This window comes from Chryseobacterium endalhagicum (assembly GCF_016745235.1).
GTDB classification, from domain to species: Bacteria; Bacteroidota; Bacteroidia; order Flavobacteriales; family Weeksellaceae; genus Chryseobacterium; species Chryseobacterium endalhagicum.
The window spans coordinates 1,114,745-1,137,996 of record NZ_JAELVM010000001.1 but is presented as its reverse complement, the minus strand read 5'-3'; the positions used below and the strand labels follow the sequence as shown (position 1 = coordinate 1,137,996).

Annotated in this window: 21 protein-coding genes; 13 read left to right on the top strand and 8 right to left on the bottom strand. The window is 37.7% G+C overall.

Features of this window, described 5'->3' with window-relative positions; translation table 11 throughout:
• Positions 1-25: 25 nt before the first annotated feature.
• Genes JET18_RS05090 through JET18_RS05080 form a run of 3 tightly spaced genes read left to right on the top strand, consistent with a single transcriptional unit; the run spans position 26 to position 4,404 of the window.
• On the top strand, positions 26-2,341 hold the full coding sequence (locus JET18_RS05090) for an AAA family ATPase (RefSeq protein ID WP_202089532.1): 2,316 nt from the start codon (positions 26-28) through the stop codon (positions 2,339-2,341).
• Between the two features lie 59 nt (positions 2,342-2,400).
• Positions 2,401-2,868, top strand: a complete 468-nt coding sequence (locus JET18_RS05085; RefSeq protein WP_202089531.1) for a hypothetical protein — start codon at positions 2,401-2,403, stop codon at positions 2,866-2,868.
• Positions 2,869-2,928: 60 nt separating this feature from the next.
• Positions 2,929-4,404, top strand: a complete 1,476-nt coding sequence (locus tag JET18_RS05080; protein ID WP_202089530.1) for a T9SS type A sorting domain-containing protein — start codon at positions 2,929-2,931, stop codon at positions 4,402-4,404.
• A gap of 20 nt (positions 4,405-4,424) precedes the next feature.
• Here JET18_RS05080 and JET18_RS05075 read toward each other — a convergent pair whose 3' ends face one another.
• Positions 4,425-4,955 carry an NAD(P)H-dependent oxidoreductase gene (locus tag JET18_RS05075; RefSeq protein ID WP_202089529.1) on the bottom strand — a complete coding sequence of 177 codons (531 nt, stop codon included), beginning with the start codon at positions 4,953-4,955 and terminating at the stop codon, positions 4,425-4,427.
• A gap of 90 nt (positions 4,956-5,045) precedes the next feature.
• Between JET18_RS05075 and JET18_RS05070 the strand changes: the two genes are divergently transcribed.
• Together JET18_RS05070 and JET18_RS05065 are read left to right on the top strand one after the other, a co-directional pair.
• Positions 5,046-5,426 carry a winged helix-turn-helix transcriptional regulator gene (locus JET18_RS05070; protein WP_202089528.1) on the top strand — a complete coding sequence of 127 codons (381 nt, stop codon included), beginning with the start codon at positions 5,046-5,048 and terminating at the stop codon, positions 5,424-5,426.
• A 592-nt stretch (positions 5,427-6,018) separates the two neighbouring features.
• Positions 6,019-6,528: a hypothetical protein gene (locus JET18_RS05065; RefSeq protein WP_202089527.1), complete on the top strand. Its 510-nt coding sequence runs from the start codon at positions 6,019-6,021 to the stop codon at positions 6,526-6,528.
• A gap of 32 nt (positions 6,529-6,560) precedes the next feature.
• Here the strand turns inward: JET18_RS05065 and JET18_RS05060 are convergent, their stop codons facing one another.
• Complete coding sequence (locus tag JET18_RS05060; protein ID WP_202089526.1) at positions 6,561-8,306, bottom strand: tetratricopeptide repeat protein; 1,746 nt, start codon at positions 8,304-8,306, stop codon at positions 6,561-6,563.
• A gap of 319 nt (positions 8,307-8,625) precedes the next feature.
• On the opposite strand from JET18_RS05060, the gene JET18_RS05055 reads away from it, so the two are divergent.
• The 5 genes from JET18_RS05055 to JET18_RS05035 all read left to right on the top strand — a co-directional run bounded on the left by JET18_RS05055 (position 8,626) and on the right by JET18_RS05035 (position 14,448).
• Positions 8,626-9,051 (top strand): transposase, encoded by a 426-nt coding sequence (locus JET18_RS05055; protein WP_228728486.1) that lies wholly within the window; start codon positions 8,626-8,628, stop codon positions 9,049-9,051.
• A gap of 199 nt (positions 9,052-9,250) precedes the next feature.
• The gene (locus tag JET18_RS05050) at positions 9,251-9,574 is read left to right on the top strand and encodes a helix-turn-helix domain-containing protein (RefSeq protein ID WP_202089525.1); all 324 of its coding nucleotides are present in this window, start codon (positions 9,251-9,253) and stop codon (positions 9,572-9,574) included.
• 63 nt (positions 9,575-9,637) lie between these two features.
• The gene (locus JET18_RS05045; RefSeq protein WP_202089524.1) at positions 9,638-10,507 is read left to right on the top strand and encodes a complement C1q domain-containing protein; all 870 of its coding nucleotides are present in this window, start codon (positions 9,638-9,640) and stop codon (positions 10,505-10,507) included.
• 80 nt (positions 10,508-10,587) lie between these two features.
• A complete protein-coding gene (locus JET18_RS05040) occupies positions 10,588-13,887 on the top strand; it encodes a hypothetical protein (RefSeq protein ID WP_202090785.1) in 3,300 nt (1,099 codons plus the stop codon).
• Positions 13,888-13,914: 27 nt separating this feature from the next.
• The gene (locus JET18_RS05035) at positions 13,915-14,448 is read left to right on the top strand and encodes a hypothetical protein (RefSeq protein WP_202089523.1); all 534 of its coding nucleotides are present in this window, start codon (positions 13,915-13,917) and stop codon (positions 14,446-14,448) included.
• 117 nt (positions 14,449-14,565) lie between these two features.
• On the opposite strand, the gene JET18_RS05030 is transcribed toward JET18_RS05035, so the two are convergent.
• Together JET18_RS05030 and JET18_RS05025 are read right to left on the bottom strand one after the other, a co-directional pair.
• Positions 14,566-15,120, bottom strand: a complete 555-nt coding sequence (locus JET18_RS05030; RefSeq protein ID WP_202089522.1) for a DNA-3-methyladenine glycosylase I — start codon at positions 15,118-15,120, stop codon at positions 14,566-14,568.
• The gene (locus JET18_RS05025) at positions 15,117-15,437 is read right to left on the bottom strand and encodes a nucleoside triphosphate pyrophosphohydrolase family protein (protein WP_202089521.1); all 321 of its coding nucleotides are present in this window, start codon (positions 15,435-15,437) and stop codon (positions 15,117-15,119) included. Before JET18_RS05025 ends, JET18_RS05030 begins: the two co-directional genes overlap by 4 nt.
• Positions 15,438-15,597: 160 nt before the next feature.
• Here JET18_RS05025 and JET18_RS05020 point away from each other — a divergent pair, with 160 nt between their 5' ends.
• Genes JET18_RS05020 through JET18_RS05010 form a run of 3 tightly spaced genes read left to right on the top strand, consistent with a single transcriptional unit; the run spans position 15,598 to position 17,975 of the window.
• Entirely contained in the window at positions 15,598-16,512 is a 915-nt protein-coding gene (locus JET18_RS05020) for an alpha/beta fold hydrolase (protein WP_202089520.1), read from the top strand.
• A 38-nt stretch (positions 16,513-16,550) separates the two neighbouring features.
• Positions 16,551-16,904, top strand: a complete 354-nt coding sequence (locus JET18_RS05015) for a hypothetical protein (RefSeq protein WP_202089519.1) — start codon at positions 16,551-16,553, stop codon at positions 16,902-16,904.
• Between the two features lie 54 nt (positions 16,905-16,958).
• Positions 16,959-17,975, top strand: a complete 1,017-nt coding sequence (locus tag JET18_RS05010; protein ID WP_202089518.1) for a TQO small subunit DoxD — start codon at positions 16,959-16,961, stop codon at positions 17,973-17,975.
• Between the two features lie 338 nt (positions 17,976-18,313).
• On the opposite strand, the gene JET18_RS05005 is transcribed toward JET18_RS05010, so the two are convergent.
• The 4 genes from JET18_RS05005 to JET18_RS04990 all read right to left on the bottom strand — a co-directional run bounded on the left by JET18_RS05005 (position 18,314) and on the right by JET18_RS04990 (position 23,084).
• Positions 18,314-19,888: a DHA2 family efflux MFS transporter permease subunit gene (locus JET18_RS05005; RefSeq protein ID WP_202089517.1), complete on the bottom strand. Its 1,575-nt coding sequence runs from the start codon at positions 19,886-19,888 to the stop codon at positions 18,314-18,316.
• Between the two features lie 146 nt (positions 19,889-20,034).
• Positions 20,035-21,141 carry an HlyD family secretion protein gene (locus JET18_RS05000; protein WP_202089516.1) on the bottom strand — a complete coding sequence of 369 codons (1,107 nt, stop codon included), beginning with the start codon at positions 21,139-21,141 and terminating at the stop codon, positions 20,035-20,037.
• 16 nt (positions 21,142-21,157) lie between these two features.
• Positions 21,158-22,474, bottom strand: coding sequence for a TolC family protein (locus JET18_RS04995; protein WP_202089515.1), 1,317 nt, complete (start codon positions 22,472-22,474; stop codon positions 21,158-21,160).
• A complete protein-coding gene (locus tag JET18_RS04990; protein WP_202089514.1) occupies positions 22,458-23,084 on the bottom strand; it encodes a TetR/AcrR family transcriptional regulator in 627 nt (208 codons plus the stop codon). The genes JET18_RS04995 and JET18_RS04990 overlap by 17 nt, the downstream gene beginning before the upstream one ends.
• Between the last annotated feature and the right edge of the window lie 168 nt (positions 23,085-23,252).

Genomic DNA, 23,252 nt, shown 5'->3' with positions numbered 1-23,252 from the left:
TTACAACAAAATATAATTTACACAAATGATAGAATTAATTCATGAAAGTCCTTATTTATCATTAATTAAAAAGGAAGACTATATATTAAAAGATTTTTCGATAATTACCGGGATAAATGGATCAGGAAAGACACACTTATTAAATGCAATAGACCAAGGTAATATTATGGTAAGGGGGATAAATCCATCTTCAATAACTTATTATAATTATAATCATTTTAATATTGCATATGAAGGAACCTTAGAAAATGAAGGTCTAAGGTCTAAAGAAGAACAATTCATGAGTAAAAGCTCCGAATTTTACCAAAAATTACAAGATGAGAGACTGAATGTTTTAAATAGTTATAAGGTTTGGAATAATTCATTATTAGTTCCCGAACATATTTTTATAATTGGATTAAATATAGATTCCTTACATTGGACTGATGAAGAATTTGAATCTTTAAAATCTTATGGAAAATCAAATAATCATTTGCACTTAAACCAACAAAAAAACATTTTAGGTGAGTATCTATTACAAAAGAAAAATTCAAATTTCAAGAATTTGATATCGGAATTAAAAGATGCACTAATAAAGCATCATATCTTAATTTCGATGAGAAATATTAATTCAGAATTTCTCTTAAATTTAAATTGGAATGATTCTGAAGTTGATATTTATAATTTACAAAAACAAAAAGAGGACAATTTCAAATTTCAACCCACCATACCAGGTAGTTATTCCACAATGGGATTTAGCTTGAATTTTGTATATTTTGTTATTGCAATCGAATCTAATTTTTTCTTAAGTCAGATTGAAAAACAATATGGATTAATAAAATTAAAGAATTATTTGCTTGAGTTATCAGAGGATATAAAAAGTTATTTTAAAGAAACTGTTTCAAAAGAATATCTTGATCTAGCAATAAAAATCAATGGTGAGGAAAATGTATTCGAGATTATTCAAGTAGGTCATGGTTTTTTAAATTTGCAAGAAATAGCAAATGAAGAAAAAAGTTATCAGCTTTCTAAACTACAGAATAGTTACAATCAATTTCTTTCAACCCAACAAGAAGCAATTCAATATTACACAGAAGAAGAGTTCTTAAAACTTCATGGTCTGTCTCCAATAGATTTACTTAATGAAGTTTTAAATGAATATGATTGCAATGGCTATGAATTTAAAAAGAGTTATATCAATGTAGACATATATAAAGGTAGTACAAACCAAAATGTTTCAATTACATTATATAATAAAGTACATGATTACGTTACAAATTTAGAAGCTCTGTCGTCAGGTGAAAAAACCTTAATTGCATTATCATTCTATTTATATAAGCTTCAACAAAATAAAGCAATAACTAGACTTCTTTTATTAGATGAAATTGATTCTGCGCTTCATCCATTGATGTGCAAAAGACTGTTACATGTATTATATAATATATTTCATCTGAAAATGGGAATTAAAATTATCATTTCTTCACATTCCTCATCAACAGTTGCCCTTGCTCCTGATGAATGTATTTTTTTGATGGATAAATACTCTACTCCAAAAATTTCAAAAGTTTCTAAAGATAAAGCACTAAAAGAGTTAACAGTTGGAGTACCTTCTTTTAGTATAAATCATGAAAATAGAAGACAAGTTTTTGTAGAAAGTGAAAATGATGTTGATTTTTATGAAGGTTTATATAATATTTATAATTCAAATCTAAATTCAGAAATTTCATTAAATTTTATTTCGTCCGGTGATTCCAGAACGGACAAAAACGGTATTCCTGTTTCTAACTGTGACCAAGTAATTAAAATTACAAAAGTATTGAGAATTTATGGAAATAAATCGGTTTGGGGAATCATCGATTGGGATTTAAAAGATACAGTGCCCTCAGAAGAATATGTTAAAGTTCTGGGGTTTAAAGAAAGATATAGCATAGAGAACTATTTACTAGATCCTTTATTGTTATCTATATTACTTTGGCATGAAAGGATTTTAGGTTCAGAGAAATTTGAATTCAATGAAGATAAAAGATATCCTGAAGTCAGTATTTTTGATGAATCACATTTTCAATTAATGATTGATAAAGTTGTATCCGATATAGACAAGAACCGCAAGGACAACAACAATAGCGAATTAATAGAATATCAATTACTTAATAAGTTTTCTTTAAAAATACCTAAATGGTACTGTGAAATTCAAGGACATGAATTAGAAGATTTAATTATTGAAACTTATCCGGAATTAAAAAAAATTAGAAAAAAAGAACCTGATTTAAAAAAAGCAATCATTCATTTAGTAATTGAAGATTTTCCTAATTTAGTTCCTGTAGAATTATTTAATATTTTAGAAAGTCTTCAAAAGGAGTAAATAAGATAAATTTGTCTGTGTGAATACTATGGAATTCACCGGATTTTAAACGTTGATTAATGGCCAGCTGCTTTATTATTTTCAAAGACGGAAGATGTTTTTCCAGAAGATGGACGGGTTATGACTGTATCCTTCGCATCGCGATCATGGAATTATATGATCTTGAAAACGGTCAACCTCTTGCAGAATGGCAGGAGCTTCAGATTCCCCTTGAAGATGAGGATGAGAGTGAAACTGCAGAATCAGGGTATGGCTTTTACAATAAACGGACAGGTCAATGGGTCAACAGAGATCTGGACACCAGAAGTCTTACCGAAGAAAATCAAAAACTGTTCTGGCAGGCCATTGAAAACGGCAGAATCAAAGTGCATGACCCGGAACTGCCGGATTATACTGATTTAAACCCGGAATATTTTGAACTGTTTTATGAAATGTACCGGCTTTCTGAGGATGGAGCTCCCCCGCTGGAGTACTCACATTGGGGAAAGGTAACGGAGTGCGATGAAAAAAATGGTCCTGGATGGTAATGATTTTTTTTGTAGTTTTACGCAATAAGCAATTCATTATCAACCCATAACCATGAAACAATGAAGAAAATTTATATTCTTTTATCAGTAAGCCTATCACTGATCACCTATGCACAGCTATTCACCCAAACCCACAAAATAACGCCTACTGAAAGGAAAATTGCTGATAATTTCGGGTTCAATATACACCTAAGAGACAATGTACTGTTCAGTTCTGCTGCAGGCAATAATTCTGATTCGAACGGAGATAATATTATGAATAAGGCGGGAACATTTTTCATCTTCGAAAAAGAAAATAATACCTGGGCTCAGAAAGCAAAACTTGCTCCTCCTGACCGTGCACCTAATGATGGTTTCGGTGATAAATTCGCAGTAGATGGAGATGATCTGTTTATAAGTGCTCCATATAAAAGCTTTAATGGAAACGGTAATGTAGGCGCGGTATACCTTTATAATAAAAATTCGGCAGGGAGCTGGGTAATGACTCAAAAGATCATGCCGTTAAACACTACAGGCGGCGGTTTCGGAAGCAGCTTATCTGCAGATTCAAAAATACTGGCTGTAGGATCCGCCAATGAAAAGGTATCTGTTTATGAATATAACAGTAATACGCACCAATTTGGATTTACTCAATTTCTGCTACTGCCCAATAATACCAATTCTAACAACGCCTCAGTTTTCGTAAAAGGGGATCTGATTTTTGTCGGCAAAAAAGACCAGGAGATTAATGGTGTTTTCAATGCGGGCCAGGTGAATATTTTTAAAAAGAATTCATCAACCGGTTTCTGGGAAATTATTCAGACCATCAATTCGCCTCTTCCGGGTGAAAGACAATTTGGTATTTACGTTTATGCAAAGGATGACTACCTGGTTGTAACAGCCCATCTGGATGCATTTGTCGCTATTTACAGGTACAGCAGCACATCAAACAGCTATGAACATCTACAGAACATTTCTTACAACTCTCCATTTTTCGGAAGAGCAATCTCCATGGAGAATGATATTCTGGCTATTGCTGCACCGGGTGCAATGAACGGATCTTTGAACAGTGGAAGCGTTCAGATTTACAGAATAAAAGAAAACAGTTTCTGGGCCATGGATCAGGAAATCTATAATTCGGATCCCGCTGCTTTTGACGGGTTTGGTTACGGAGTAAGCATCAATAATGGCAGAATAGCCGTTGGATCTCCTCACCAGGATCTTGACTATGCCGGAAATAACAATATTTCCCAGGCAGGAGCAGCCTATATTTTTAATACCCCGAATAATCTGGCCGTTAGTGAAACCGTTTCCGGAGGTTCTTATAAAATATATCCGAACCCTTTCACAAAAACGGTTTCTGTTCAATTGGAAAAAATCCATGATGATCTGACGGCGGATGTTTTTGACCTGTCCGGGAGAAAATTGTACAGCAAAAATTTTTCAAAGACACAACTCATTGATCTGAATTTAGACTTTTTAGCTGCCGGAACATACCAGATTTCCGTTTCTTCAAAAGATAAAATCCTGATCAGTTCAAAAATAATCAAGAAATAATTTTTGAGATCAAAACAGATTTACAAGGAATCCAGAAATTCCAGATACATCGGAACACTCCTTTCAATCCATTCTTCTGAAGGGTCATTTTCTATTCCGTAGTATACAAAAGGTTCTTTGTAATCTGCTTTGATATAGTCAAACGTGAGTTCGTAAGGACGGAAAAGCTCGTTCATGGTATATTTATACTTGCCAGATGCGCTGTAACCATCTTCATCTATTCCTGCAGTGACTGCCAGTGACATCTTCTTCCCTCCTGCCCTATAACCGCTTTTGCTTCCGTATGCCCAACCGTAAAGAAGGACCTCATCAAACCATTTTTTCAACAAAGGCGGATTGCTGAACCAGTAAAACGGAAACTGGAAGATAATTTTGTCATAAGATTCTATCAGTTGCTGCTCTTTTGCCACATCAATTTTCTCGTCAGGATATATTTCATACAGTGAATGGACTGTATATTTTTCAGGGTATTTCTGCAATTCTTCAATCCATCTTTTATTGATCACCGACTTTTCTATTTCGGGGTGAATAACTATGATTAATGTTTTCATTTGTTTAAATTTCTTCAGCAAAAATAATATACGTAACTTACATTTCAACCCTTAGTACCCAATTGTATGGTACTATAAAAAATGTAAGTAATGACTAAAATAAAGGAAACATCCACCAATTTTGCGAATAAAAAAGCCCTTTCCGATGAATGTCCGGAAATCTATGCTTCCAACACAATTGGCGGACAGTGGGCACTGGCCATCTGCTGCTATCTGATCAATGGTAAACTGAGATTCGGAGAGCTGAGAAAAAAGCTGAATACCATTACGGAACGGATGCTGACCCTTCAGCTCCGCAGACTGGAGGAAGACCGGATTATCACCAGAACCGTATACGCTGAAGTTCCTCCCCGCGTGGAATATGAACTGACAGAGATCGGCTATAAACTGAAACCCATTATCCTGGAATTTGAAAAATGGGGTAAGGAACATAAGGAGATTATGAAGTCCAAAGAGGTTTCTCAACCGTAAAGATTTAGATTCCTGATTCGGGTTTGGGCTGAAGCCCGATTGGATTTGCCTTTTATTGTTGTTTATTCTTTAAGACTTATTTTTAAGACTGACTCAAACCGTCAATGATGGAAAGAACGGTTTAGATTTTTACCTGCCAATAGTTTTTGTCTTTTTTCTTTAGGGATTATTTTTTAGGTCACTGGCAAAAGGAGTAATTTTATTAGACGCAAAGATTTACTTTAGACGATGTTAAATTTAAAGGAAAGCAAAGAATTCGACTGCGTCGTGATGAAGCGAATGGATAATACGCCCGCTTAATCGAATCAATGTAAATTGATTCCGTCTTTGCCATCTCAGGATATACAGTATGAAAATGAAACTTTGCGTTAAATTTTATAATTTTTTTATTTAGGTGATGCTGAATTTAAAGGAAAGCAAAGATTCAAAATCGAATTTTGAGTTGAAAACTAATAAAATGGCCTTCTCAATTTTGAGACAGCCGCCCATTGATCATATCGAGCCATCTTATAAGAAATCTGTAAACAGCCGGGAACCTATTTTGCCTATTTTTATGTAACTTTAATCCATATCCAACCACAAAAACTAAACTATGAAAAACCTAACCTCTTTAATTACCTTAACAGCTGTTATTCTTTTGGGAATCTCAGTAAAAGGACAGAAAATTTCCGACGGCCAGACTGTTGATGTTAATGGAATGAGTATCACTTTTAATATCTTGAACAAAGAAAGTGTTGAAGCAGGGGGAAAGCCTTATGACCGCTATAAAGTTTCGGCATCCGTAAAAAACAGCTCGGATAAAGCTTACAACATCAGGCTGTCTTCTTTTCCTCAGATTGTGAGCAATACCGGACTTGTGGAATTAGACTGCATCAATGCCACCGGCGCAAAGCTTACCTCCAAAAAGATTCAGCTTAAAATGAAGGCCCAGATGATTAATGTGACATATTCTGCGTATGACAAATCAGGGAAATTTACCACCAGTACCATTCCTGTAACCGGAAGCTATTATTTTGATCCGGGAGATTCCATCAGTGATAATGCCATATTCATTGTGCCACAGGGTGAAAAGCCGGATGTTTCGGTACGGAGCCTGAGATAAATTCTAAGTTCAGCCTTAAATTCTGCAAAGAATCAAATCGCACTTAAGGCTGCACTTAAACTGTCTTCTCGCCCCAATCCCATTTTTACTTTTATTTTTGTTTTGTATACCCTGATGCTTCCCACTGTAAATTTTTCGAGAAGGGAAACTTCTTTGGCGGTAAGATCCAGCTTAAAATATACACAAAGCTGCAGCTCCTGTTCTGTAAGGGAAGGATATTTTCCGGAAAGGTTTTCAATGAACTTTTTATTTTCCTCAGAGCTTTCATCAATAAGATCATTATTTTTTTTATCGATCAGGATAAGGTTATTCATTTTAAGCTGAAGGTTTCTCAATACTTCTTCGGTATCAATGCTTTTGGATTTTTTAATCTTTTTGATATTCTCTAAGAATTCTCTTTCGGTCTCTGTTTTTAAATTGAGATTAAGATGCAGATGATTAATTTTTTCTTTCTGAATCTGCACATCCTTCTCCAGGATTTTTCTCTGTTTTTCAAAAATTATTTTTTCCTTGGTCAGGATTTCATTTTCCTTAATAAAGAGCTCCTTTTCTTTGGCGTGAACTTCAAATTTTCTTTTTTTCATTCTGATCAGAAGAAAGATGATCAATAAAAAAACAGCAATTAAAAGAAATATACTCATCAGAAAAAAGATGTTTTTCTTTTTTTCGTATTCAAATTCCTGATTAGCTGATTTGATGAGATACTGATTGGCAAATTTTAATTTCGTCTCAATTTCCTTTCGGCTGTTTTCGTTATTCTCCCGGTTGAGATGAGTCAGTTTTTTCGAAATACTCATCAGACTTTGGATATCATTTGTTTTTAAATAATAATTCTGAAGAATCGTATTCAGGGTTATTTTATTTTCATTGTCCTTCAGTTCGGGCTCCACCTTCACCAGTGATTTTACGATATGATCGGTTCCTAGCGGGTTAATAAGAATACTGTCGTAAATACCCATCAAGATTCCGGATGCATTGATGGCCATTCCATAGTTTTTATTCCTCAGTGAAAAATCCAGCTCAGAACGTAACAGTGCTTCTGCTTTCTGGTAATCTCCGGCTTTTCTGTAGTAATCGGCAAGACCTCCTTTCATATAATTCAGAAAAATCTTTTCAACATTCCTTAAATCCGGTTTGCCAGAAAGGATTTTAATTGCTTTTTCCGTCTCTTCTATTGCCCGCTTCGGCTGATTCATTTTTTCATAGCACAAGCCAAAGTTATTATGCATAGAAGCAATATACATGATCTCGTGCTGGCTGCTGAAGATTTCAAGTGCCTTTTCAAATAATAAGATAGCTTCTTCATATTTGCCTTCGTTGTACAGTATTCTTCCCTTGAAATGATAAAGATGTTCCAGCGAATACTTTTTTTCGGTTTTTTCACTGACGCGGATAGCATCATTCACATATTTCAGCGCCCATTCGGGTGAACTCTTTTCAAAATAAGCAGAAAGATTATTGTTACAGTTAATGGTAATAAACGGATACCTGCCGTTATTAAGCTTTAAAAGATCATAGCACAGAGGAATCTGCTTTTGTTTATCATTTCCGTAAATAACAACTTCTACCTGCTTGCTGCTAATTAGAAATTTCATGTCTCCGGTCTCCTGATATTTATCCAATTCTCTGGTAAATATTTCCTTCATTTTTTCCGGATCATTTCTTACCTCTATGGTAAGCTCTTTACTTATGGCAAGAAAATAATCATCTTCCTCTTCAGGCTTGCAAGAAGTTATGAAAAACATAAAAAATAACAGATAAGGTATAATTTTTTGCATCCGGTACAATGTTGTATTAACAATTTTACAAATAATTCCTTTAGTATGGTCTATAAATTCCGGTTAATCATGTCCGGCATTTGAATTAATACATTAAAAAAAATAAAATACTGAAAACTAACAACTTATCTTTTTAAAATTAATACTTTTTATTTAAAATCCATAATTTAATTAATACAAATTAATACTTCAATTTATTATTTTCCTTCTCTTGATGGATAACTTTGGCTCCCGGGTATATGCATATAAGAATGATAATGACTGTTCTCATTGATAAAAGATTAACCTTAAAAAAGGCCTGTCCGGAAGAAAAATTTTAATGAAAATAGATTTAAGAAACATCAATATCGGGTATTTAATCAAGTCTGAAGTAGAACATAATGAGATTGAAATCCAGCGTATCTGCGGCTTTTTAAAATGTACTGAACAAGAAGTGGAAGAAATGTACAATCAGACTGAACTGTCCACAGCTCTTCTCCTCAAATGGAGCAAGATTTTGGAATATGACTTTTTCAGGCTTTACTCCCAGCATCTTATCCTTTACGCTCCACAGAAAAAAGTGACTACCTACAAAACAGAAAAGAAAAAGAATATTCTGCCCAGGTTCAGAAAGAACCTTTATACCACGGAAATGATCAGGTTTATCCTTGAAATGCTCAGAACAGGACAGAAAACAAAAGATGAAATTGTGGAAGAATATAAAATTCCAAAAACAACTTTATATAAATGGATTGAAAAATATTAAATCCATTCAAAAACAAATTATATAATATCAAATTAATAATAAATATAAAATACGAATAAAAATAAAATAATAATATTCAATTTAAATGCACAAGTTGGCATAGATAAATTATAATCCCGCACTATTTCAATACAGTCAATTTTATTGATATCTGAATAGAAAATCCAGAAAATAAAAATATTCATAAATATTTTAAAATATGAAACCATCCAGACCAGATTATAAAAAAATTTACGAAGATCTCATCAAAATAAAATTCCCGGATAAAAAGGCTAGATGCATGCCTATTCTTGAAAAAAAGAATCTGTCCGAACTGGATATTATCAATCTGGAAAGCATCATTTTTGGAAAACTCACGGACGAAGCATCTGTTCTAAACAAAAGACACAGGTCTTATGATAAGTCTGCTATTTTTAAAATCCTTAAACATCAGAAAACCTGCAATCTAACCAATACCCAGGTGGCTATACATTACGGCATGAGCAGGAATACGATTGCAGCCTGGAAAAAGAAATTTTTCTGACAATATCAATCCTATACCCTTTTAAAACTTTAAATGATTTAAAAAATAAATACAACATTAATTATGAAAACAATTTTATCTGCCCTCATCTTAACAGGAAGTATTACTCTTCTGCAGGCTCAGACCGGTAATGTAGGAATTAACACTCCGGTTCCCGGATCCACACTTTCTGTAGACGGTTCATTTGCTGCTAATTATGAAACCATCACCACTACAGCCTATAATGCTGCTGAAACTGATTTTTATATTTCGTGGCAGGGAACTGCAGCAGGCACGCTGACGCTTCCCAACTCTACCACAGGGACGGACCGTCATGGAAGACTTTATTATGTAAAAAATCTATCCAATGTCTATACCCTTACTATTGATGGAAACGGTACCGAGCTTATTGATCATACACAAACAATTGTTCTGAGCCCGGGAGAAACTGCACTTCTTGTAAAAACAGATAACAATACGGCTGCCGGAACTACCTACGAACTGGTTTCATTATCCAAATCGGGCTATGCATACGCTGTATCATCTTCAACAGCTGAAACCCATAACCAGGGAGTTACGTACACTTCCAATTTTACCGCCATTGATTACAGTCCAAACGGAGGAGCAGATTTTAATTTAACCACCGACATCTGGACATGTCCGAAGGCAGGAAATTACAGAATAGAATTTATGGAAACAGGGTTTCATACCTCCGCTAATGTAGCAGCTCATAATGCGCTGGGAATCTTAAAAAATAATACGGCACAGTCTACCCAATTTTATACTATGGTGGTTTCAGCAACTTCAGCTTCTCAAAGGTCTTCCGGGTATGATACTGTTGTTCTTAATTTACAGCAGGGCGATCAGATTAAAGGAAACTCTACATTTTGTAATGGCTGTGGGGCAACTTCAATGACATCATCAACACGAAAAATGATCATCACAAGACTTTAAAAAACAACATAAAAAACACATAATATCAACCTTATCTTAATAATTCAAAGGAAATAACACATCCTTCAATAAAAAACCTCATGAACAAAAAAAATTATCGATTGAAATGGATACTCATCAAGTGTCTGTTACTACTATTGTCTTCAAATTACTATTTGCATGCGCAAACCGGTCCCTTCGATGATTGGGACGGTGACGGCATCATTAATCAAAACGATCTTGATGATGATAATGACGGAATACCTGATACCCTAGAAATAAACGCCTGCTCAAATGGCCCAACATCCGGAATATGGACTATTTCAGGATCCACAGCCACTTATAATTTTGGTAATGGCGTTATAGCAAAATTTTCTCAGCCGGTAAATCCTGCTAACCTGTCAACTGCTGCTGAAACCTTCGGAGCTAATAACTTTTGGAGCCCGAATGTTGCAAGTACACGTTGTTTAACCGCTTTATTTAACTGGAACTCTGAGATTCTCATTAAATTTGAAAATGCACTGGGACAGCCTGTTTATGTAAATCAGCCTATCTTACAAGTTGACAGATTGGGAGGAAATAGTACAGGAGGTTATCTCACTACAGCAGTAATTACTTTACAGGACGGAGCTTCATGGAGTAAGCTTACGGGCTCAACAGGAGATTTTTCCACTACATCTACTACTGCAAGAGATGCTAATGGCTGTCATAATTCATCCTGTCCTTCAGCAGGATTCCTCGCCAATTCAGATGGAAATACAACAGCCGTAAATGCTGCAACAAACAATTCCAGAGCAGCGGCGGGTTCTTTACAAATTAACGGAGTTGTAAGCCAAATCAGGCTTACAGTACCTCCCGGTGGCTCTACTGCCGGTCTTGGAGGTGAATTTATGGACTTCATACTCAGTAACATCTGCCCTGTTGCAGATACAGACGGTGACGGTATACCCGATCACTTTGACCTGGACAGTGATGGTGACGGATGCCCGGATGCTACTGAAGGAGCCGGAGGATTTACCAGCTCCAGCCTTGTAGCATCAGTTATTAACGGAGGGAATACCGGAGCTTCTTATAACGGCTATGCAGGGCCTGTTAATCAAAATTTAGGAAATACAGTAAATGCCAATGGCATTCCTACAACTGCCAATAGCGGACAAGGCATAGGAAATTCTCAAATCAGATCCAATGATGATGACGGCGACCTCATAGGAAATTCATGCGATCCGGTTGATAACAGACCTGATACCGATGGAGACGGAATTAAAGACTATCTGGATCTGGATGATGATAATGACGGGATTGCAGACGCTGTAGAAAGCCCTACCTGCTTTTTCAATATAGACGAGATCAGTATTCCTGCCAATGTAAGTACAGAAATCCTTAATACATCAACAATAGCTAATATTAAGGATAATAATACATCTACTACATTTGGATTTTCAAATGGAACCACAAAATCAAACCTCACCGTATTTGAAATAACGCCGGAACATCCTATCATTGGTGAAGCTTTACAAATTATTATGAATACCAATGGGCAATCCAGTTTTACAAATGCTGCCAATTCTCTTATTATGGAAGGCTGGGACGGAGCTTCATGGGTTACACTTATACCTGCATTTAATCCATCAACCGGGACCAATGCTCCTGTCGGAAACGTACAAACATTTACGTTCACTCAAAATCAAAATGCAAAATACAGCATTTTCAGATTAAGAGGGCTGGCTGGAATAGTTACTAATAGTCTTATTCAGGAAATAAAAATTCGCCCCAGAGTCCAGGGGTATATCCAGTCTTCTTATCCTAAACCAAACTGTACCAGAGATACAGATGGAGATGGGGTTTTAAATCATTTAGATTTAGATAGCGACGGAGATGGCTGTTCGGATATTAAAGAAGCAGGCGTGACACCTCTTACGGATGTATTTACTCCAAATACAATCAATAATGTGGGGACAAGTTATGGAATAGCAGATCCTACGGGAGCGCAATTAAATCCGGCAGGTTCAGACGTTAATAATGATGGATTAAATGATAGTGTTGATACAAACTTAGATAGTCAGTCAGATTTTTCATCCAGCAGTTATTTTCAATATGCCATTTCATCCGTACTGAATGTTTGTGCTGATAGTGACAATGATGAGATTGCCGATATTACAGATATTGATGATGATAATGACGGCGTTTTGGATACTACCGAACAACAGGCCATATTATGTGAAAACACTATAAATGCTAATAATAAGGTAACATGGTCCTCTTATACCAGCACTGAAGTAACAGGTAATGCTACAGTTAATGGAAATACCGTAACAGTTAAAGCTACCACTTCAAAAACTTTTAACGGTGGGGCTGGCAGTCATTGGAATTTTGGAGCAGGTACTTATGCTGGATGCCCGGAAACAAATACAGTTACGGCTAATTCAGGTATTGCTCTTTTCACTAATAATTATACTGTCACTATTACATTTAACAAACCCGTTAAAAATCCGATACTTACCACTTCATCATTTAACGGCAGTCAGATTATCTTTCCACAGCCTGTATATGTATCTGGATTGCAAGGAACCGTTCCCGGGGTAAATATAGGAGATTATATTACAACCTACCCGGCTCATGAAAACAAGGCTGCTTTTGTATTTCATGGAGTTTATAATTCCATATCATTTACTGTTCCATCAAATGATAATCAGGCTGCAATCATGTTATTTATATCTGATATTGTTCCTAATGAAGGTCCCTATGTAGTAACTACGGGCTCTCCTTTTGGATATGATGAAACAGATACCGATATAGACGGAATACCTAATCGTCTTGATAACGACAGTGATAACGACGGATGTTCAGATGCTTCTGAAGCAGGAGTAATTACTTACATCTCGGCCAACGGCGGAACCTTCAGTGCAGGAACTCTGAATAATCCCACCGCTACAACCTCTCCGCAGGCCACTGCCGGGAACAACACTCCGGCTGATTACGGAACTAATGGATTCTATACCGTGCTTGAGAATAATGATACGTTAACAGCAACCTATAATGGAACCTATACGTATGCCAATGCCCTTAACGCAGCCGTTGCTTTATGTTCAAATGCCTGTTATCAACCGGCAGTTACTGCGGGAACAGCTTTAACTACACTGTATGGTATTACTGCTTTAGGAAGAGCAGCAGAAAACACCGGAAGCTGGCCGGGAATAAGGAAAGGAGGCTGGATGGCCCTTGAAGCCAAAACTAAAGGATTTGTTCCGAACAGATTGACCATCGAACAGATCAATGCTATTCCTGCAGCAAATCTGGCAGAAGGAATGATGGTGTATAATATTACTTCAGACTGCTTGTATATCAATACAGATGGTACTGCAGCAGGGTGGAAATGCTTCAATACCCAAACCTGTCCTTAATCATATAAACACTTTATAACAGACACAATGAAAACATTTAAAATTCTCATATTTTTATTAGGCGCCTCTGCTGTTTCGGGGCAGATTGCCATAGGAAAATCATCTGTTACCAGCCCTTCAGTCTCAATAGAGTTTGGAGATGCCAATAAAGGGATCATCCTTCCCTGGGTTACCAGCACAGGTGCCGTCACAGGAGCCGTAAACGGAACCATCGCCTATGATCTTTCAGACCATAAAGTAAAAGTAAAGTATAACTCAGGCTGGAAAGATCTTTCAGTAGATACCACAGGAACTACAATAGACCCGCTGACGAATGTAGATGGACTTTCCATGCAGACTCCATTCGATGAACAGCCCGGTGCAAAAGTTACCGTTGGAGCTCCGGGACCCGATCCGGGAATCCTGGTACTGGAAGACACCAGCAAGGCAATGATTTTGCCTAAAGTGTCCAGTCCGCATTTAAACATCATTAATCCTGCTCCGGGTATGATGGCTTATGATACAACAGCGAAACAACTTGCCGTTTTTAACGGAAAAGTGTGGAGTTTTTGGAAACCGTGATGGTGGTTAGTTTTTTCATACACAGTTTTTATTAGTTGGGCCCCGAAAGGGGCTTTTTTATGGTTTAAAATACCCGGTTGCACAATAATCATCCTAAAACTCTCAGACTCCTACAGCCTAAAGCTCACCCGTCCAAAGCGGCTTCTGCTCCAGTACGGTTTTGTACACCGGACAGCTCTCTGCATGAGCACCTTTCAGATAGCCGGTGCTCATTAAAAATTCATTGACGATTTCTCCGCCGGTAAATTTAAAGGTCTTCTTAAAGAGCTTCATCCATTCCTGAAGGGTTTTCGGGTGATGATGTTCCAGCCATTTTTCAAATGACCCAAATTCTTTCTGAAGTGCTGTAATGGTCTTGGCATTTTCAATGGCCGCATTTATTTTCAGGCGGTTCCGGATAATTCCGGGGTCGTTCATCAGCCTTTCCCTGTCTGCTTCCGTATAAGCGGCGATCGCATGGATATCAAAATTGCTGTAAGCCATTCTGAAACTCTCTTCCTTCTTTAAAACCGTTTCCCAGCTCAGTCCTGCCTGGTTGATTTCAAGGATCAGTCTTCCGAAAAGTTCATTGTCATCATGAATCGGAAATCCGTAATAATGATCGTGGTAGTTTTTATGAAGTTCCTTTCTGCTTTCAGGCTTCATTCCTTCTATGGCTAAACAATAACTCATTTGAATAGATTTTCTGTTTTGGTTAAAAACTGTTCCAAAGCTTCTTTAATATCAATTCCTGTGCGGTCTGCCAGTACAATCAGCCACCAGATGTTTTCACCCAGTTTATGCTCCAGTTCTGCGGCAGAATCCTTTTTCAGCCATCTTTTCTGATGGGACATGATATTTCTTCCCACCAGCCCGGCATCCGTAAGATAGGCCAGAGCATCCTCTTCCAGTGTCCATACCGTGCCGTGGTGCTGTCTTTCCAGCTCATGATATTGTTCCCTGATGGCCAGAGAACGCTTTATGATGTCGTCAAAATTATTTTGATCCATTATTTTGTCTTTTTAATTCATATTTGATTATTCTGAACATTTCAGGCATTAAAGATAAGACAGGATTGTGACAACTGTCCGTCAGCAGGATTTTAATTTTAAAAATTTATCGGCGGAAATTTACAGAAACATGATAAATTAGTCCTTTCAAAAATAGCCTATGAAACCATTTCTGTCTTTCCTTTTTGCCTTTCTTTTTATCTCCTTTAATGCCCAGAACATCTATTCCAAAGCTTACGGCAGTCCGAAAAATACGCCTGTGATTTTCATCCATGGCGGACCTAGTGGAAATGCTACCCTGTTTGAAGGAACGACCGCTCAAACACTGGCAGACAAAGGCTTTTACGTTATTGTTTATGACAGACGCGGAGAAGGCAGATCGAAAGATGAAAATGCCTCCATGACCTTTAAAGAAAGCTTTGAAGACCTCAACGGAATCTATAAGACTTATGGAATTACAAAAGCCAATATCATCGCCCACAGTTTCGGAGGAATTATTGGAACCTTATTTACCCGTCAGTTTCCTGAGAAAGTCAATTCATTGACGCTTGCCGGAGCTCTTTTCACACAGCAGGAAACCTATGATCATATTTTAAAAGAGGCTAAAGAAAAATTTAAAAATGATCCTTCAAAACTTAAGGAAATTGCAGAGATTGAAAGCTTAAGCAAAAACTCCGCAGATTACAGGAAAAGATGTTACAATATCGCAGGTGAGATGAAATTCTTTTCCATGCCCTCCCCGACTGATGAGAGCCAACGATTAAGAACGGCATACGAATCCGGTGACTTTTACGCTAACAATATCAGAAACCCGGAATCTCCCCTGAAATTCTATAAAAATGAATCTCAAAACAATCTTGATAATACTGCAGTTTTAAAAGAAATTAAAAAAAGGGGCATCCCTATCTTTGCTGTCTACGGAAAAAATGATGGTATATTTTCGGCTAAACAGCTTAACGACATGAAAAATAGGGTTGGAAAAAATCATTTTAAACTGATTGATAACTGTTCCCATTACTTATTTGTGGATCAGCAGGAGGAATTTCTGAAATTCATCAGTTTAAATCTAAAATAAAATGTAGTTTTGTAATAATGCCAGCATCAAAAATCCATATGAAAAACTATAAAGCCATCGTCCTGATGCTTATACTGGCATTTTCACTGTCCCCGTGTTCCGTAAAAAGAGATGTTCTCGGCATTTTTGATATCCAGCACATCAGCGGTTTAAATAAAGTAAAAATAACAACGGGTGCTGCGTGTGAGCTTTCCAATCAGACCTCATCTTCTAGAACAGCGACTTCAAAATCTGATGTAAAACTTACCAACAAAAGTTTTCATTTCAACTGGAATACATCGCTTAGTTCCCAAACATCAGCATCAACTTTAAACTCCTATTCCGGGAAGACTTCCGGAAACAGTCCGCCGAAATACATTCTGTTTAAAAGACTAAAATTACACATTGCTTAGGCTTTATTTCAAGCAAAATTTTATTCAACAGTCTTTTAATACAAAACCATTTCAATGAAACATACTTCAGACAGCCGGTCTTATGATCTGGCCGGACTTTACACATTATCACTCCGTCTCGTGATCGGATGGACCTATTTTTCAGCATTCTGGCGCCGCCTCATTCTCGAAAACAAACTGGATCCGGATGAAGCCGGATACATCGGAGAAAAATTCAATCATTTCCTGCCCAACGCTTTAGGCATTAAACCCATTATAGAATATCTGGTCACCCATCCGGATGCACTGCAAACCTCCATGATGGTTTTTACGATTGTAGAAGCCGTGGTAGGACTTTTCATTATTTTAGGATTATTTACCCGATTAATGAGCATTGGGATCTTTGGTCTTGCCCTCGGAATTCTGCTGGGTTCCGGATGGATCGGGACCACATGCCTTGATGAATGGCAGATTGGCGTTTTGGGCATTGCAGGCGGATTTGTTCTGTTTCTTACCGGAAGCGGTCCTTTTTCAATGGATCATTATTTCATTAAAAAAAATAAGGGTTTCACGCACAAAAAATGGTTTTTATGGCTGGGTTCGGGTATTCTTCCTTTATCGAAACCGAAAACTTTGGTACTGGCAGGTTCGGTATTGATTTTTGGGCTGACACTGTACACCAACCAGTATTTTCATGGCGGCGTTTGGGGAACCCTCCATAATAAATCTGTAAAACCGAAAATAGAAATTTCCAACGTCTCTCTTACCGGCTCAGATCTCAGATTTGAGGTGTACAGAACACAGGGTGCGGATGTTTACGGCTCTTTCCTGATTGGGATTCATATTCTGGATAAGGAGGGAAATATTCTGAAAGAATTTAATCATAAAGAGCTTTCAGAGTTGCCGAAAGAAAAGATCAGCAATCATTATGTGGCGAAAGTAAAACCGGGGAAACACAGTCTGGTTATTCCGCTGGGTTCAAAGGCTGATCTTAGTTTAAATCTGGCTGATATTTTAGTTCAGAAAGAAAAAATTCACGGGATAAAGCTTGTTGATATCAGCGGTATTGAATGGACCGCAACTATTAATTAACAGAAAATAAGTTTAATTTTTTTTGGTTCAAAAAGTATAATCTCTCGCTGATTGTACAGATTAAGCGGATTTTACTGTAGCGCTTTTTGAACCATTAAGGATTTTGAAGTTTTTAAGAGTATTAAGATGCTTCGTGAACTCCATTCGTAAATTTTCAATTTATGCTCAGCATGACATTTCTAATACTAATCTCTATAATTGAAAACATAATGTTATGACAATGTCGTGCTGAATGAGGTAGAAGCATCTTCAGTAAGAAAGATCAATATTGATTCAATTATTATCACATAAAAAAGCCTCCGGAAATTCCGGAGGCTTTGTATTAATTCAGATAAAATTTAGTGTACACCACTTAAATCTATTTTTTCTTTGCTTTTCCTTTCTTTTATGAAAAGAATGAACGGTATACATACGAGGAATATCACTCCAAGGTAGAGGAAAACATCCATATAGGAAAGTACCGTGGCCTGTTTGGTGACTGACATATCCATCATTTTATAGGCCGCATTCATTGCTGCATCCGGGGTCATTCCTTTGGCGACAAAACTGGCTTTTAAGGCGTTCAGTCGCTGCTGTACCTCAAAGCTGTTTTCGTCGAGGTGAGAGATCAGGTTGAGCCTGTACTTCTGACCTGCATTGGCAATAAATGTGGTAATTGCCGCAATCCCGAATGAACCTCCAAGCTGTCTCATCATTCCTGTAAAGGCTGCTCCCTGGCCAATTTCCTGACCTTTCAGTGTGCTTAATGACAGTGAAGTGATCGGGATGAACAGAAGTCCTAAACCAGCTCCTCTTACAATCAGCATCCAGAAAAAGGCATCCTTACCGGTATCCGGTGTCAGGATTTTATAGCCCCAGAAGCTGTAGACGAAGAAGATGAACAGTCCTAAAGATACCAGAATCTGCTGTTTGGCTCCTTTTGAGAGCAGTCTTCCGATAATCGGCATCATAAAGGCGGTCGTCAGTGCGGCTGGAATCATCAAAGCTCCCGACTGCAGGGCCGTCCACCCTAAAATACTCTGTGTATAAAGCGGAACGATGAATGTAGACCCATACAGCCCAAATCCTAATACAAACGACATCACCGTTCCGATTCTTAAGTTTCCGTTTTTCAGTACCCTGAGTTCCACGATGGGATATTTGAAGGTAAGTTCGCGCCAGAGGAAAAGGATAAATCCTAATATGGCCGATACAGTGAATGTTACTATCATTCCGCTCTCAAACCAGTCTTCCTCATGTCCTCTTTCCAGAATAAACTGTAAAGATCCTACGGTTACCGCCAGTAAAGCAATCCCGATCCAGTCTACATCTGAAACCCTTCGTTTCTCAGCATATTTCGGACTTTTTACAAACTGTAATGTCATCAATGTTGCCGCAATTCCGATGGGAATATTGATGTAGAAAATATACGGCCAGCTGAAATTATCTACAATATATCCTCCCAGCGGCGGACCTAAAGTAGGACCGATAATTACGCCCAGACCATAAATAGCCTGCGCCATACTTCTTTTCTCAATAGGGTAAGATTCTGTAATGATCGTTTGTGAGGTCACCAGAAGTGCTCCCCCGCCTATCCCCTGCATCAGCCGGAAAAATACCAGTTCCCAGATATTGGTGGCATTTCCGCACAGAAAGGAAAATACAGTAAATATAATAATGGAAGCCGCAAAGTAATTTCTACGTCCGAACTGCTGAGACAGCCAGCTCGTCATTGGCACAACGATCACATTACCGATGGCATAAGCCGTGATCACCCAGCCTACTTCAGAAAGTGTGGCTCCAAGATTCCCCTTCATCTCATTCAGGGCAACATTCACAATCGTGGAGTCCACAATTTCAAGCAGAGCACAAAGGATTGCCGTGATCGTGATGATCACTCTCCGGGCTCCGTATTCTACTAATGATTCTTGCATATTTTTTTAGGTTGTGAAAAAGTCAATGGTGAATTTTGCTACGCAGGTGAATGGTGAATTTTAAAACCGCCTGATTAATTAGACAGCGCCAAAATAATTTCACCATTGACAACGAAGTTTAACTGACCTGTTCACAATTTTAAATATTATTTAAGCGATACCTCTGCCTTCACGTTCATCCCTGTTCTCAGTTTTTTTGCAATATTTTTATCAATATTTACAAAATCGATCTTTACAGGAAGTCTCTGCACTACTTTTACGAAGTTACCGCTGGCATTATCCGGAGGCAGGATTGAGAAAGTAGCCCCTGTAGCCGGGGAGAATGAGCTTACCACGCCTTCAAATTCTTTATCTGGGAAAGCATCGATCTCAATTTTCACTTTCTGGCCTTCTACCATTTTATCTACCTGTGTTTCCTTGAAGTTGGCTACAACCCATTTCTGGTCGTTTTTAACCAAAGCAAAAAGCTGTGATCCGGCCTGCAGATACTGTCCTGCCTGAGTAGAAACTTTTCCTACATACCCATCTTCAGGAGCAAGGATTACGGTGTATGATAAATTTAATTTAGCATTTTCCACATCTACTTCTCTCTGTTTTGCTACTGAACCTGCAACACTGATCTGTTGGGAGCTTGCAGCTGTTTGAGAAGATGCAATGGTCGTCTGCTGGGCAATCTGATTTCTCTGATCAACCAAAACCTGAAGCTGTCTGTCTGCCGACTGTTTGGCGGCCAAAGCCTGCTCGTACTGCTGTTCTGTAATGGAATGGTCTTTCACAAGAACAGAATATCTTTTCAGATCCTGTGATGTTTTCCAGACGTTTACTTTAGCTGCTTCTATCTGGGCATTGGCTGTGGTTACCGCTGCCTGGGAAGAACTGATATTTTTTGAAGTCGCAGTCGTGGTGGCTTCTGCATTTGAAATATTGCTTTTAGCTGTAGATAATGCTGCCTGAGCCTGCTCAAGAGCCATCTTCTGGTCTCTGTTATCAAGAATAACCAAAGTATCGCCTTTTTTTACGAACTCGTTATCTTTTACTTTTACTTCTGCTACATATCCGGAAATTTTAGAAATTACCGGCGCCATATTGGATGTGATCTGTGCATCATCCGTTTCCTCATGATACTGACCATAAGTGAAAGCTCTGTATCCGTAGATCCCTCCGCCGATTACTACAGCGGCTAAGATGATCGGAAAAACTAAGCTTTTTTTCTTTTTAGGTTCAAGTTCAACGGTTGGTTTATTATTTTCCATTTTGGTTTGAGTCTGATTATTTAATTGTTAAAGTACCTGTTGTCTGTAATAGTTTTCTGTAAGCTAAAGCGGCGTCTGCTTTTGCATTGATCACGCCAACGTTGGAAGAAATCTGAGCTGCATCTGCATCCAGAAGTTCTGTCATGGTTGCCAGACCGTTGTCGTATTTGTTTTTGGTGATCCTGTAGTTTTCATTCGCCTGTTCAGCAGCTTTTTCATAGACTGCGATTCTCTTTTTAGAGTAATCCGTATTCTGATATTCTCTGTTTACGTCAAGCTTAATATTGTCATTCAGCAATTCGTCGTTGGCTGCCAGCTGTTTTTCTCTTGCCTGAGACTGTCTCAGTGAAGAATTTTCTTTCCAGATATTGGATAAGTTATAAGAAACTCCAACTCCGACATTGACTGCATTGTATACAGTAAGAAATTTTGGAATATCTGCCGCTACATATCCTCCGGTAAAGGCAATGGAAGGAAGATTTTCAGCTTTTGCCGACTTTGTTCCAAGTTCTGCCGCTTTTCTTTGCTGAGCCAAAGCCTGTAAGTCTTTACGGTTTTCTTTAGCCTCATTTACATAATAATCAACTGCTTTTACTTCAGAGCCTTCCTCTATATAATTCTGGTCAACTTCAATTTCCGTAGTCTCGGGAATACCCAGTAACAGATCCATATTGATGTTGGCAATATTATAATTGTTTTTAGCTTCCAGTAATTGCAATTCAATATTTGATGTCTGAAGATTGGCTTTCAATCGGTCATTTCTCGCAATTACTCCGTTGTTTTCCAGTTTAAGAAAAGTCTCATCCCTTTTCTGAGAAGCGGTAAGATTTTCTTCTAAAACTTTGATGGACTGGTTCGCTTTAAATAAATTGTTATAAGCCTGAGCCACGTTGTAAGCAATCGCTATCTTGTCGTTTTCCGTGCTCAGTTTTGAGGCTTCCACCAGATATTTTGCAGACTGGATACCATACTTGATTTTTCCACCGCTGTAAATGGGAACACTAAGATTCACTGATCCATAGGCTACCTGATGTACTTCCGGACCTCCTGCTGCACCGGAACCTGTTGAAATCTTAAGATCAACGGTGGGTTTAGTAGGAAGATACATATAGCTTCCTGAAACTTTCAGCTCGGGAAGCTGTCTGTTTTTGGCTTCCAAAAGATCTGCCGTGGCTTCTTCTATCTTCGCGGCATCAATCTTAAGGTTTTTACTGTTCTGGATTCCCAGCTGTACGGCTTCGTCGAGGGTAAGCTGTTTCTTTTCCTGAGCACTTACGGCTGCCATTCCCATGAAAAGGGATAATGCCACTACCGAGTTATTTATTCTCTTCATAACCTAAAAGGTCTTTTAGTAAGTATTTTATGTGTAAATTAAGTTCTGTGTAATATTTTTCGTCAAAAACTTCATCGTCTTCGGTATCGTTAAGGAACTCTTTGTACATTTCCTTAGCATTGGATGCATAAAATAAAGTTCCGCTCACGGTAGCATGAAGCAGGTAAATAGGTGGGTTTTTGGTAAAAATTCGTTTTTTAAGGCCGCTTTCAAGGACCTGGGAATACATAGAGATAAAGCCCATCTTGGTCTGCTTGAGAAATTCCACGATCTGAGGATTTTCCGTGTGAAGCTGCTCACGCTGCATGATTCTGTAAAAGCATTTGTGATGCCTTACCCTTCCGGAAAACTGGTCAACGATCTTTTCTATCTTCTGCCATTCATTGATATCTGTTCTTTCAAGAATGTCTTTGGCAAAGAACTGGCCCTCGCTCATTCTGTATTCCACTAGTTTTTCGTACAGTTTTTCCTTAGACCCGAAATAGTAGGAAATCATAGAGATGTTCACATTAGCTGCTTTTGAAATTTCCCTGGTGGAAGTTCCTTCAAAGCCTTTTTCAGCAAAAAGCTTCTCCGCAGCAAATAATATATTTTCTTCTTTTGAAACCATATCACTTCTATTTTTTCAGGGGGCAAATGTACACAAGATTTTCAACAAATCAAACGATTGATTGATTTTTTAATCAATTTTTAATATTTCATAACATAACGTATTGAAAATTAAAGATTTTGTAATTGAATAATTGACAGAAAATTAATTTTAGCCTGAGTTTGGGTT